The organism is Sphingobacterium sp. Ag1, from assembly GCF_000988325.1.
In the GTDB taxonomy this organism is placed as follows: domain Bacteria; phylum Bacteroidota; class Bacteroidia; order Sphingobacteriales; family Sphingobacteriaceae; genus Sphingobacterium.
The window spans coordinates 314003-328609 of sequence record NZ_LBGU01000043.1; the positions used below are offsets into that span (position 1 = coordinate 314003).

9 protein-coding genes are annotated in these 14607 nt (G+C 40.1%); 8 read left to right on the forward strand and 1 reads right to left on the reverse strand.

Features of this window, described 5'->3' with window-relative positions; all coding sequences use genetic code 11:
- Nucleotides 1-76 precede the first annotated feature (76 nt).
- The 3 genes from AAW12_RS18950 to AAW12_RS18960 all read left to right on the forward strand — a co-directional run bounded on the left by AAW12_RS18950 (nt 77) and on the right by AAW12_RS18960 (nt 1695).
- Nucleotides 77-493: a cupin domain-containing protein gene (locus AAW12_RS18950; protein WP_197084094.1), complete on the forward strand. Its 417-nt coding sequence runs from the start codon at nt 77-79 to the stop codon at nt 491-493.
- Nucleotides 494-577: 84 nt separating this feature from the next.
- A complete protein-coding gene (locus AAW12_RS18955; protein ID WP_197084095.1) occupies nt 578-1231 on the forward strand; it encodes a carboxymuconolactone decarboxylase family protein in 654 nt (217 codons plus the stop codon).
- Between the two features lie 104 nt (nt 1232-1335).
- Nucleotides 1336-1695: a putative quinol monooxygenase gene (locus tag AAW12_RS18960; protein ID WP_084823237.1), complete on the forward strand. Its 360-nt coding sequence runs from the start codon at nt 1336-1338 to the stop codon at nt 1693-1695.
- Nucleotides 1696-1797: 102 nt separating this feature from the next.
- Here AAW12_RS18960 and AAW12_RS18965 read toward each other — a convergent pair whose 3' ends face one another.
- Nucleotides 1798-2595: a hypothetical protein gene (locus AAW12_RS18965; RefSeq protein WP_046675195.1), complete on the reverse strand. Its 798-nt coding sequence runs from the start codon at nt 2593-2595 to the stop codon at nt 1798-1800.
- Nucleotides 2596-3004: 409 nt separating this feature from the next.
- Here AAW12_RS18965 and AAW12_RS18970 point away from each other — a divergent pair, with 409 nt between their 5' ends.
- The 5 genes from AAW12_RS18970 to AAW12_RS18990 all read left to right on the forward strand — a co-directional run bounded on the left by AAW12_RS18970 (nt 3005) and on the right by AAW12_RS18990 (nt 14414).
- The gene (locus tag AAW12_RS18970) at nt 3005-4876 is read left to right on the forward strand and encodes a hypothetical protein (protein ID WP_046675196.1); all 1872 of its coding nucleotides are present in this window, start codon (nt 3005-3007) and stop codon (nt 4874-4876) included.
- 275 nt (nt 4877-5151) lie between these two features.
- Nucleotides 5152-6201, forward strand: a complete 1050-nt coding sequence (locus AAW12_RS25700; RefSeq protein WP_053003820.1) for a tail fiber protein — start codon at nt 5152-5154, stop codon at nt 6199-6201.
- A 71-nt stretch (nt 6202-6272) separates the two neighbouring features.
- Nucleotides 6273-10367, forward strand: a complete 4095-nt coding sequence (locus AAW12_RS18980; RefSeq protein WP_156167703.1) for a DUF5977 domain-containing protein — start codon at nt 6273-6275, stop codon at nt 10365-10367.
- A gap of 38 nt (nt 10368-10405) precedes the next feature.
- Entirely contained in the window at nt 10406-14005 is a 3600-nt protein-coding gene (locus AAW12_RS18985; protein ID WP_046675198.1) for a DUF6443 domain-containing protein, read from the forward strand.
- A 10-nt stretch (nt 14006-14015) separates the two neighbouring features.
- Nucleotides 14016-14414, forward strand: a complete 399-nt coding sequence (locus AAW12_RS18990) for a hypothetical protein (protein WP_046675199.1) — start codon at nt 14016-14018, stop codon at nt 14412-14414.
- The last annotated feature ends 193 nt before the right edge of the window (nt 14415-14607 follow it).

The window sequence follows — 14607 nt, forward strand, 5'->3', positions numbered from 1 at the left end:
AATGAAACTTCTTATCCTAACAATTGTTGTACTGTTTACTTGTACACAGTCATTCAGTCAGATTAAATCAAATAAAATGGAGACAACAGTACCAAAAATCAGTGATTTCCCAACGGGAGATGAAAACACAGGCTTTGCACAATATTTTAGCGGAAAATCCTGGAATGCACCGCTCACATCCAACAAAGACCTCAATGTACCGATGAATAACATCACCTTTGCACCCGGTTGCCGTAATAATTGGCATAAGCACACAGGAGGTCAGATACTTATTTGTATAGGAGGGGTAGGGTATTATCAGGAGCGTGGAAAAAAAGCCCGCCGGTTAAATCCCGGAGATGTAGTTGAGATAGCGCCAAATGTAGAGCATTGGCATGGAGCTGCACCCGATAGCTGGTTTTCACATATCGGTGTGGCATGTAATCCGCAAATAAACGAGAACATCTGGCTTGAACCTGTTACTGATGGAGAATATAAGGTAGCGGTTAAGTAGCAGTTAGAATTCGATATTATGCACAAATTTAAATTCCTAAAATGGATATTGTTTTTTGCTATTATCCTCTTAAAAATAAATAAAATGAATGCACAAAATAGTGCGGATAGGTTGAATGCAATGCAGCAAAGCTTAGTTGCTATTTCAGCACTTACCGCTACAGGAGGTCTCGAAAACCTGAAAGTACAGTTAAACGCTGCTCTCGATGCGGGAGTTTCCATTAATGAAATCAAAGAAGCTTTGGTCCAACTATATGCCTACTGTGGTTTTCCAAGAAGCCTCAATGCCCTCAATATATTCAAAACCGTTTTGGAAGAAAGAAAAGCAAAAGGCATAACGGATAATATTGGAAAGGAAATCGTAGCGGAGAACAGCACAGCCGACAGATACGAACAGGGGCGAAAAGTGCTGGAGACATTGACGAAGACAGCACAGGCAAAACCTGCTCCCGGTTTCGGAGAGTTTGCACCACGTATAGATGCCTTCCTGAAAGAACATCTTTTTGCCGATATTTTCAATAGTGATGTGCTTAGCTATCAGCAAAGGGAACTGGTTACAATTTCTGCTTTAGCGGCAATGGCGGGAACAGAGGGACAGTTGCTGGCGCATATCGGAATGGGATCAAATACAGGCATTACAGTAGGACAGATAATGACACTGTTCGAAGTTATTGAAAAAACAGTAGGCAAGGAGCGGGCCGAAACCGCAAGAACTGTTATTTCTACAATGGAAAAGTAAGCACTATAAAACATTTAAATGATATGTATAAAAATATTTTTGAGTACCCTGTTTGGGTTAGATGTTCGTTGCAGGTTGTACTGGCAACAGCAATAATTTTCTGCATGACCAACAATGCTCATGCCCAGCAGCAGGGAATGATGGTGCGCATTTCAGAAATCGAAATACATCCCCAGCATGTAGAACACTACAAGATCATACTGAAAGAAGAAGCGGAAGCATCCGTAAGGCTTGAACCGGGCGTAATTGCCATCTTCCCCATGTTCCAAAAAGATAATCCAACACAGGTAAGAATACTGGAAATGTACAAAGATCAGCAAGCCTATCAGTCCCATTTGAAAACCGAACACTTTCAAAAGTACAAGACCGGTACGCTTCACATGGTCAAAGCATTAAAGCTTGTGGACATGGAGGCATTGGATTTGAAAACCGCAACACAGCTATTTAGCAAACTGAAAGAATAGATCTTAATGATGAGGTAGGGGTGCGTATCAGTGCTTTAGTCAATAATTATAGTTTCCAGTATAATGTCTACTCCCGCTATGGTCAATCATGATTAGGCTAAGTCAAGTCCTCTTTCCAAGAAAGGTATTGAGCTCTTTTTTTAGAGACCAAATCGAAAAACAATAAAACCCTAAATTTAAAATTCCTATTAATGCGATCATTCCTGTAAGCCCTTCGTCTTTATACATTTTGTATGCAATTATTGAAAAAACAGGGCATAACAGAAATAAGATAACGGCAATTACCAGAGATTTCTTGTTCAATTTTTGTTCTTCTACAATAACCGCGGTTTTTCTGTTTTTGAGTTCTTTCTGATAAGACGGAAATGATGAAAATTCTTTGTTGTCACTCATCACAAATCCCGTTCCTTGTCCTATTAAATCTTCAGTTACCAAAAAATTTATGTCGGCGGGATTATCTGTTTCTATTGCGTTCAATTCATTTTCTAGTACGTGATAGAAATTGTTTAGCGAATTGTAAAATGCGGACAATTGAGTGATGTCAATTTCAAGCTTGTCGTCGGTTTCAAATTGCGTTTTGATATAAGTGATAAAATCATCAAATAATGGAAGTGTTTCTGGAAAATGCTTTTTTAAAAATATCCTGTTTTTCGACGAGTTTATATTTAAAGCCTGTTCGCTTATAGTAATACTGTTGGGATTGTATTCTGAAAATTGTTCAAATTTTTGTTGATTGCGGGCTTCTTGATCCGCTAGAGTCTTTTGCCAATCCTGAAAGTATTTTTTTAATATTGTTTTATTTATAAGTGCAATCCAAAAAAATGGCAAAGAATTGTTTGCCTCAAAGATGTATAAATTTCTGTTGTTTTTTCTTAAATATAAATAACTTCTATAACCCATTTTTTGAATAAATTATTGCTTATCTCCTGTGCCATTCTCCATACTAAAAGTACACAAAAACTTTTCTAGTGCAGCGTCAAATAGCGCGAATATCATGGAACCTTTTATCATGAATGCAAGAATCAATCCATCCTACCAGGAGGGATTTTCCGAATATGCTTGCCCGTTGACCTACTTTTGGTGGCGCTCAGCAACTCCTTCTACCTTTTCGGAAAAATCAATATTGTATGGCTTATGCACGTTGTCAGATGGGGGAATAGTGTCCTATTCAACTATCGTCAAATTCATTAGTATGGCAAATATTCAGACTTTTCGGTATCTCTTCACTACCGCTTACATACTACTTCTTTTCCTCAGATTGCAGTACAAGCCAGCCTACTTTTGCTATATACTTTAAAAGAAAAGAATTATGGCAAATCAATTTTTAATTAAGAATACGATGGCAGATATGCGCAACCTATCTGCCTGTGAAATTGTAGCATTGGAAAGTGGATGCTTTCCAGGGATCGAATTATTGGGATATTATGAGAAAGGAGATACCCCATGTCCAATTAAATATTTTCTGTCCAATACTGTGAACACTGATGATGGGGGGAGCATTGTCCAGGTACAGGCAATTAAATTAGAACATCGATTTGTTGGCAGCGTCCATCCGGCATATTATGGTATAGTCGACTCTGCTACAATTAGACAAGACGATAGATTGGAAAAATTTAGCAATTATTTGGATCGAACCAATATCTATGAAATAGATTTTTGTAATTATTCTATAGTAGCTCCGAAGACCTTACTATTTACTACCGCTCGACAGAATCCGGTTAGAGGGCTGGGGTTTAAAAATGCGCATAAGATAAAAAACCTGTTCATAATTAATGACAAAAGTACAACCTTGCATCAAGGTGATAATTGTATTGTATTCCATCCTAATGATAATAAAAAAGCAACGTTTGCTCTTGAAAATGTTGTTTTCGATGCTTACGTAGCAGATTTTCAAATTAATAATGGAGAATATGATGGTTTGATGTTAGGTTTCCTGTGTTATGCTGACCCCTCTTGGAGTGGTTTTTCTAACCGAACTTTGACGGACTATCGGGTTGAAGTCAATAATATTAATTTTATTTCACCCGCGATAAGCTATAATCTATCTTTTGCAGGTCTATTTATGCAAGAGAATAAAATTACTAATATAGCAGGTGAATATTGGGGATTATATGTCCATGTGTTTGCTAAAAATATTTATGTTAAAAAGGCGACCGGTCTTTTTAGGAAAGATTTACAAGCAAACAGCGGAAGAGTATTGGTCACATCGCTTATTCATCAAGAACCCGAAATTGCAGTAATGGGAAACGCCAATCCTCCTGCGTTAGCACTCGATTCAATTTTGCTTAGCGAGATAAAATGTGTGGATAATTTAGGAGCTGCTTCAATAGGGTTTAAACACCATTCGTTAGCTCCACTTACAATCAATGAGGTGAAAGTTGATCATTTTAATGCTAATTTTCAGGTATATACACCATCGCTGGTTCCGGGACATACTACAATTGACCGCATTTATATCGATAGTAGTAATTATTCACCTGTCGTACCGCTATTTTACATTACGGTCAATGTAAATAGTTTGGAATGTGTTAATTCAAATATAAGTTTCTGCGGAGAGTATCCCATTGTAAATAATAGAAATCCTCAGATGGAATCTGTTAGCTTTAGGAATAGTGTCGTCAGAAACTTAAGCTTCCCTACACAAGAGGGGGGAGTAATCAATCATTTTATATTGGATAATTGTACGATAGTAAAAGGTCAAGATGATCGAGATAATATCGTGCGAAATGCAGGAGTTACCTTGAAAAACATTGATGTAAGAAATACGATTGTAAATACTAAGCAGCTTTTCTACTGCAGTTTTGAAAAGGTTACACTTGATCAGGTTGTTTTTTCGGACCCCTATTTCAGCGATACGATTAGCTTGTCCAGTTCCACTGCTGCAAATGTATCTATAGATGGTATTAGAATAAATGCTGATTTAGTTGCTCAATATAATTATTTTATAATTGGAACAGTGGGATCGAATCTAAGTTATTCGATCGTAAACAGTTATACAGGACGCCGCTTAAGAATCAGCAATGCGACCAAGCTTTATGAAGCAGGGGTCTCGCCGATAGAATCTAACACAACAGCAAATAGGCCAGCAGGATTGGACGCGAGGAGTACGGGACTAAGATTTATCGACACCACCTTAAATAAGGTTATCACATGGAGTGGAACGGCTTGGTTAGAAGGGTAGAGTAGCGCTTCTGCACCGTAAAAATCAACTATAAATTGTTGACGAATAAAATGTGAAGCAACATTGATTATTATGAGGAGAGTTAAAAATTCTCCATATCTAACCGTGTGAAAATATTTTTAAATAATACAGCAAATAAATATTAAAAATTTTTAAATTCAAATAACCATAAATAGAAAGCTAGCCAGGACTAAAGCAGCGATAAAATTGCGGCTAAAATAAACCCTATTATTGTTTTTTGTTTCTGACATATTTTATTAACCAGTTTTTTAACCATGAATAAATTAAAGTCGGCATTTCTGTTTGCCTTTAGCGCATGTGCTCTGGGAAGCCATGCACAAAATCTATTAAATCTAAATGACTGGATAGCAGGTTCCGGCGGGATTACCGGGTTTACTGCCAATGGTCTTACGACGGAAAATGAACGCGAATGGGGAATTGGCCCCCAAGGCCGACAAGTCATCGTTTGGAAGGGAACTCCGAGTGGAGACCAAAATGGAGACGGTGGATGGAATACTACCGATATTACTATAAATCATCAGAAAACCTATCGATATACGGTATGGATTAAGAAAACGAATTCGAAAACAGGGACAACTTATTTGGGCTGTGGCGGAGCGGTTAATTCACTAGCCGGAGTTGCTAATAATAATGCCTATTTCTGGACAGGTAATCTTCCGGAACTAGACCGTTGGTATTTATTGGTTGGTTATGTGCATGGTTCAAATGATCCATCGACAGTTAGTTCTGGCGGGGTGTATGATGGAGTAACAGGGAATAAAGTGCTTTCAGCTGTTGATTTCAAGTTTGCCGCGACAGCGACAGTCACTCGTCACCGCTCCTACTTGTTTTATGATACAAACGTAAGCGATAGGCAGTATTTCTATGGGCCGAGACTGGAAGAAGTTAATGGTAATGAACCTACGTTGAGTTCCCTTTTGGATAATCCGGTTGGTGCGGGTGATTCTTACTTTGCCGGAAAGGTAGGTATTAAGACCGAAATACCAGGAGATTATGATCTGGCCGTCAAGGGAAAGATCCGTAGCCAAGAAATTAAAGTGGAGACCTCGGGCTGGGCAGACTATGTTTTCGAAGAAGATTATAAGCTGCCTACACTGGAAGAAACTGAAAAATTTATTCAAAAGAACGGCCATTTGCCCGATGTACCTAAAGCAAGTGAGGTTGAAACAAATGGAGTGTCTTTGGGAGAGATGAACAAGATTCTCTTGAAAAAAATAGAAGAGTTAACACTTCAGGTTATTCAACTAAATAAAACTGTCAGGCAGCAACAACAGAAAATTAAGTCAGTCAAAAACAAGAGCTAATAATAAAATTTCTATTCAAATAAATTTAAAACCAATTTATAGCCTAATTAAAATCCTAACCTAAGTAAATTATGAGATTGCTATGGAGCATTTGTTTTGTCCTATTCACTAGTGTTGTGTTGGGACAGCAAAATAATACAGTGAATTTAGAAGAGAAATTTGTTCCGATTGAGCCTACATCGGCTCAGATGAACAAGTTTTCTGAATTGCCAATTAATTATTCAACGGGAACTGTCGATATTTCAATTCCGTTATTGGATATTGCGGGTAAATCGATCAATTTTCCCATCCAGCTCAAATACAACGGCGGGGGAATTAAAGTTTCCGACCTGTCCAACAAAGTCGGTGTAGGCTGGTTTCTTGATATCGGCGGAGCCATTAATAGAAGTATCAGGTCACTCCCGGATGAAGGACTTGATGTAAGGCAGGATGTAAAAGCCAGATATTTTAAGAATAATGAACCCATCTTGGAGATAAGTTATCCCTATAATAAATCTGGTGTTCGGGCTGGTTACAGCTATCAGGGTGAACAGAAAGATGCAACCCGCTTAAAACTTGTAGAATTGGGGATAAAGGGCGGATATTTTAGTGATGGGAAACCATTGTTGTTAAATATTCCGCAAACAAATGCGGGTAGTCTGGTCAATTTTGTGAACGACAAGAATCTTGCACCTCAGAATAATGATTTTTTTAGCCTTATTGATAATGGTTATCGAGATCTTGAACCAGATATTTACAATGTGTCGGTGCCAGGATATTCTGCGAAGTTCTCTCTGGGTGTGAACAACAAATTTTCTTTCATCTCGGGCAATGAATCAAAGGCAAGTATACAGACTAGTGTTATCGATACCTTATTGATTGATACCTTATATCAGACCAATCAAACTTTTAGTAATCTCTACCCCTTAGGAATGTATACGGATAGTATGATGATCCGAAAATTTCAACCTTGGGAAATGAGACTAGAGAATGGAATGAAATATATTTTTTCAGATTATGATAAAAAGAAACTACCAAAATACGATTGGAAAAATGGACCAATAACCTCTTGGTATCTCAACAAAATCATCGATGAAAATACGCTGGATACCATAAGTTTCGATTATACTTATAAATATACTTTACATCCTCTTGATTATGAAAGTAGAAATAGTAGAGCTATAGGATATAGTGGCAGTGATCGGTTATTTTTAATTGATCGACCATCAGGAACCGGGGGTAAAATGGCCGCTTTCTGTGATATGATCAAGACAAATTTTCAAAAGATCAAGCTGTTTTATACCGATCAGCTCGATTCAATAGTGGTATTTGACAATCTCGGAAATCGCGAGAAAAAGGTTAGGTTCTACTACAGCAAATTTACGTTTTCCGGAAGATTAAGATTGGATTCCGTGGCTATCATTTCCCATGACAGTAAGACAGTTGCCAATTCCTATAAGTTTTCCTATTATGAGCCTACCACTGTTGCTGGTCAAAGCGTTCAATATAGCTACGAAAAGCATGACTATTGGGAGTATTATAATAACAGAGAGGCGAGTGGGCTTAATATTGATCAGTCTTACCCGGATTTTAAACCACAATGGCCTTATGCCATGATGTGGTCACTGACGGGGATAGAGTATTCGGAAGGTAGAAGGCAGGAATTTGAATATGAACCCAATACCTATAGTTATATTACGGAGAAAGATGGTTATGATAGTTATAATAGTCTTTATAATCCTCTTGATGGAAATGTTGTTGGTGGTATACGGATCAAGAATCTAAAAATGTTCGATATTAAGAGCAATAAATATCTTTGGGAAAGAAATTTGAGCTATACAGAGGAAGGTAGCAGCAGTTCCTCCGGCGTGCTCAATATGTTTCCTGCTAGGCATGGACGTCTTCTCAGTAGTTATTGTTCGGGTTATTCAAGTTATAATGTCTATTGGAGAAGTCATGTTAATCAGTTTAATTCGACTAAGGAACTGCCGATTGTGACTTACCGAAACGTTAGAGAAACCGTGCAGGAGTCTGGCGTAAACAATGGTTATACACAATATGTATTCTATTCGGATTACGAGACACCTAAGCGCTTTTATTCGCATTATGACAGCGTTTACAATCAGCAATATTTAGGGACTAACTTCCCGTCAGACAGATATTTACCTGTGGATTATCTTAACCCCCTGAACGGCAAACTAAAATCAAAAAAGATTTTTGACAGACAGAATGTACTACTTTCGGAAGAGATCAATAACTATGAAACGAAAAATGTCGGTGGAATGGAAAACCGCATGGAATTTTTTAAGACGGTTACTGAAGATGTCGCTATGCTGTGCAATGTTGGAGGCTATTCGCCGGGAGCGATTCCGCCCAAATTAACACTCGTCTATATTTCGGTATACGCCTTATTCCCAAAACATGTGTATTTAAAAGAAAAGATCAACAATACCTATTTTGGCGCAGACAAGATCAGCAATGTTGAAAAATATTATTACGAAAGTAGTTATCACAATCAATTAACGAAGACGGTAAAGCTGTTGAGCGGCAGTGATAGTAGCACGACAAAATCCATCTATGGACTTGACCTTCCTGAAACTATAACAAACTACGTCCATTATAACAAATTCAGGCAGACCGGTTTTAACCCTTTAATCATGGAATATAATATAAGAAAGGGCAATGTGATCAGTGCTGTTTTGAACAATTTTATCAATCTGGGAACCACAACAAATCATATTGTGCAGATGAAGAATTTTCAGACACTAGATGGAAGTAAAGCACAATTATTTCAGTTGACTAACGGCCAGTTTGCAAATTACAATGCAGCCATATGGGAAGAACGTAGAGCATTTGAATATGATAGCAAAATTAGAATTATAGGCCAAAAACTGAATAAAGGGGTAGATATGTCTTACATATGGAATGATAACCTGCGAGCTCCAGTGGCAAAAATTCAAAATTCAGTTCAAGCTAATGTTGCTTTGGCTAACTTCGAATTACCTAAGGAATTTGGATTCAATATAGCCAGCTCAAATCGTGCTGCTGGCGGCTACCTCAGTGGCAGATCTTATAATTTAGCCAATGGAGCTATTGTTAAATCAGGACTGAATAGCGGCATGAACTATAATCTCTATTATTGGACAACAGCGGCAGCACCATTAACCATAACAGGTAGTACAGAGAGCACTTTGACAGAAAGCCGGAATGGCTGGAATCGATACAAACATCTGGTTAAGAATACTTCGACACTGACCTTGCAGGGATCAGCTGCTATTGACGAATTGCTTTTGTTACCAGAGAATGCAAATTATGCTCTTTTTGAATTCGATAGATTTCAAGCTGTAACGAAGTTGGTGGGAAATCAGACAAAACAATTTGTTTATAATAACCTCCAACAACTTAAATACTCTCTGAATGATGACCTGGATATGATGGGCGCAAATGAGTATAATATTGGTAGTCGTACCTATAAGGAAGTTTATTTCAGCATATTGACCAGGGACTCGGTTAGGAGAAATAACTGTGCAGTGGGCACAGTGGGTAGTTATGTGACTTTTGTTGCTTCCCCGGGACAGTTTACTTCCAATAGCAGCCAGGCCGATGCAGATCTGCAGGCCAGAAATTATGTAAACCAAAATCTTCAGAATTATGCCAATCAAAATGGTAGCTGTTTGATTGAATACAAAAATGCCGAGTTTTTACGAACCGTGAATAGAAATGGTTGTTCTTCAGGGTATCTGGGTACATCGGTAACCTATGAGATCCCAAAAGGAACTTACACATCAACGGTCAGTCAGGCAGATGCAGACCTGAAAGCACAGCAGGATTTTGATAAGAACGGGACGTTATATTTTGCGCTGAATGGGGAGTGCTTGGCTTCAAGCAATGTAACGACGGTCACGATCACAAACAGCTCGGGAATGTCTATGGAAGATCTGTCTTTAAAATTCATCTCATCGAACAATTCAGTTATCGTGAAGACCTATATGACAGCAAATACAATGACACTCTATCTCAAGAGAGGAGGATATGGTTTGATCTTGGGTAAAAAGGATAGCGATAGTGCCTATTATGTGAAATTAAATTCGTCGACGGAAAAACTTGTCAATACAGGAGCTGCTGAGGCAATAAGCCTGACGCAAGCTGCTTATAATCTGGAGATAGTAGGTGAGGAAATACTATAAATTTCTGGAGAAAATTTTTTGATAACCACAGGAAATCAATGATGATGAAAAAGAATATTCTAACGATACCGGCTCTTTTAATCCTAGGATTGGCACAAGGCCAATCTCTGGTCGACGACCTCACTTTAAATGTTTACAGTAACCAGAGCAGTATACAGGCACTCAAGAGCATTACGCTGACCAACGGCTTTTATATCCCGATGGGCAATACGGTCACCTTGTCCATAGCGGCATTTCCCACTTTGGTAAGTCTTCCCACAGCTGGCCAGAATTACATCCTGACCAAGACCTTTCGCATCCGTGGAGTAACGGCCGCTACGGTCAATGCATCACGGAGTATAGCTGATGAGAACCAGGCAATCCAGTATTTTGACGGACTGGGTAGACCCATCCAGGCAGTACAGCTGATGGCCAGCCCGGGCTACAAAGATATTGTGCAGTACACGGAGTATGACGGCTATGGAAGAGAGAGTATCAAATATCTTCCCCACGTGAAGAATGTGGCGGGAGACGGCAGCTTCAAGACGACAGCCAAAGCGGACCAGCTGGCCTATTATGCGAGCACCAATACCTGGGACCCATCAGTAGTAAAAACAGTTAATCCCTATGCGGTCACGGTTTTTGAAAACAGTCCGCTCAACCGGGTAAAGGAACAGGGGGCTGCCGGAGTCGCCTGGCAGCCGGCAGCAAACCGTGGCACGGTCACTGCCGGGACCAATGCCGGACGTACGGTAGTGACCGAATACGGTACCAATGGGATCAATGATGTGCGGTTATGGACGGTAAATAGCGGCAACAATGGAGCTACGTCCACCTATTATGGAAAGAGCACGCTCAATAAGACGGTTATTAAAGATGAGAACTGGGTATCCGCAAACGGGAAAGCCGGAACGATAGAAGAATACAAAGACTTTGACGGACATGTTGTACTCAGGCGTGTATGGGAAACAGATACCAAAAAACTCGAAACGCAGTATGTGTATGACGATCTTGGGAACCTGCGCTATGTGATCCCACCGGGCTATCCGTCGACTGCGACCACCATAACAGATAACGATGCAGACTTTAACGAACTTGTGTATGCCTACAGATATGACGGGCGTCAGCGTCTTGTTGAGAAGAAAGTTCCCGGTAAGGGCTGGGAGTGGCTTGTATACAATACCAACGATCAGGTTGTGCTCTCACAGGATGCGGTACAGCGGGGCCTTGGTCAATGGAGTTATACGAAATACGATGGTTTTGGGCGGATTGTCCAGACCGGTCGTTACAGCAAGACATTTGCGAGCCAATCTGCAGCGCAGGCCGATGTGAATACAGTGACCAAATATTGGGAGGAACGTACCGGTACAGCTACATACAGTAATCAGGCCTATCCCAAGACCGGGCAGTCCCTGCTGTTGGTCAACTACTATGATGACTACACATTCGGTGGAGCATCCACGGCCAACCTGCAGCCTTCGGGTATCAGCAAAAGCGCCAAGATCAAGGGACTCCTGACAGGGAGCCTGGTATGGAAAGACGACCGGTCAGATTCATTGCTGACCATCAGTTACTACGATGATTACGGGCGGGTAGCACAGGTCGTTGGCCGCAATCACCTGAACGGTACAGACCGGTTGACCAACGAGTACAATTTTCCTGGACAGGTTGTTAAGAGCACGAGAGTTCATACGCCATCAAGCGGAGCGGCGGTGACGCTAGTCACGACCAATGAATATGATCATGTGGGGAGGCTGGTACAGACCAAGAAAAAGGTCAATGCGCAGGATGAAATTATCCAGAGCAAACTGGCATATAATGAGATCGGCCAATTGAAGACCAAGTCCTTACACAGTGAGAACAGTGGCATTAACTTTATGACCAGCATTGGCTATACCTACAACGAACGGGGCTGGCAGACCAAGGCGAGTTCGGCACAGTTTACCTCACAATTGAATTATAATGTAAACGGTACGACCGTATTGTCGGGTGCACAGTATAATGGTAATGTTGCGCAGCAGTTGTGGGGCTATGCGGCCACGACAAATAGCACATTTGATTACAGCTATGACGCATTGAACCGATTGAAGAGCGGATTGAGCACGGGCACGGTGATGAGCGAGGCGCTGACCTATGATGATATGGGCAACATCAGGACACTTATCCGTGACAATGGGACAGCAATTGCCTACAACTACAACAATACAAATAAAAGCAGTCGGCTGGCCAGTCTGTCGGGTGGTCTGACAGGAACGTTCACCTATGACCTGAACGGTAATGCCACAACCGACCGTACTGGGATGGCTTTAACATACAATTATCTGAACCTTCCAAAAACAGTGATCGGGTCAGGTAAGAATATCGCCTATACCTATGATGCAACAGGCGGCAAGCTGAACCGCAAGTCTACCGTTGGAGGCATTACTACCGAACAGGACTACATGGGTGGGATCGAATATGCCAGGACAGGTGTGGCAAGTCCCGTGATCGAGCGTATTGCCACGGAGGATGGTTTTCTGCTGAACAGTTCGGGTACATACAGCTATTACTACAATCTGACAGATCATCTGGGCAACGTGAGGGTAGTGCTCAAGAAGGATGGCACGGCATCGGCCCCAATTGCTACAGTGATGCAGAAACAGGACTATTATCCATTCGGAAAGACGAAAAGCATTGCAACGAGTATCAATAATAAGTATCTTTATAATGGCAAGGAGATGCAGAGCGACCTGAATGGCGGTACGCATACCTTGGGAAGTTCTTATGTGCTGGAGGGAGAGCTGGATTACGGGGCAAGGTTCTACGATGCGGAGATAGGTCGGTGGAACGTGGTTGATCCTCTATCTGATAAAATGAGAAGGCACTCTCCATATAATTACGCTTTCGATAATCCAATACGATTTATTGATCCAGATGGTAAGGAATCAACTGGTTGGATTAAATCAAAACATTCAAATGGATCATCAACATTTACCTACGATGCGACAATTAATAGTCAAAAAGAATTGGATACAGCTTTACCTAATTCGGGAAAAACATATTTAGGAGAGAATTTTACATTGGCTAGTCACACAAATGGTGTTGAAGATGGCTCTTATAAGTATACCTTTACGGGTAAATCCGGAGTTGATCAAGATGGTAATAATCTCGATTTAACAGGAAATCTTACGACACCATTAGGATCGACAGTAATGGATCCGAATAATACCGCTGGAACATATTCGGGATTTTCAATTGGGGGAGCAGTTGGGGGAGGAATTAGTTTACAGGTAGGGATTGTCACGGACAATTTTGGCGATAAAGGAGCGTACTTCACTTTTGGAGGACATGCTGGATTTGGGGGAGGAGTGGGTATATCCTCGGGTGTTGTAAATCCTACAAATGGACAGACATTTAACGTTAGTGATTTCGCAGGAATGGGTAATTCAGTTACAGCAGGTTTGGGAATTGGCCCAGTAGCTGTTGGTGGATCGTATGGTGGAACACAAGGAAATAGTTTTTTCAATATGGGAAAACCTGCAGATGAAACAAGTAGGTCTTATAGAACTTATGGTGGAGGGCAATCTTCTCAATATCCTGGTATAGGAGTGAATATAACAGGAAAGGTCTCCGTTGGAGCGACGATAGATGCTACAAGGACTTGGGTTGTAAAGTTTTAAATTAGTAAAAATGGAGAATAAAAGTCAAATTAAAAATCCAGTTTTGTCTATTGTTATCGTGGCAATATTTATTTGGATAATTTATTTTGTTGTTACGCAAAAAAGAGGAGAGGAAATGATCTTAGAAAACTATGAATATGAGCTAAATAGGAGCTATAGTGGTATTATAATAAAGAAATTTTATGACCATGAGAATCATAATAGTCCAAAAATAGTTTTTGCTGATGGTGGGAGCACTGGTATTAATGGGAAATTTTGGGGACAAATGCAAGAAGGAGATTCAATAAGCAAGGTTAAAGGAGATTCAATAATTCAAGTGTTTAGAGGAGGGAAAATAATTAGTATTGAGATTGCACCATTTTATAGGAAGTTAATCCAGCAAGAAATTGATAAAAAAAAGAAAAAATAACCATGAGCCCAATCCCAAAGATTGGGCTTTTTATTAGCGCTTTATTTGAAAATTTCGAGCATTGGGGAGACGTTAACCTGAACTGTGTCAGAGGAATAATTCAATAAGATTATTTATATTCAATTATTCAAACGACACGGTCATGAAAGAAAAAGACCCATTCGATTTTTCGTTAGTGTCTGTTTTTAAAGGA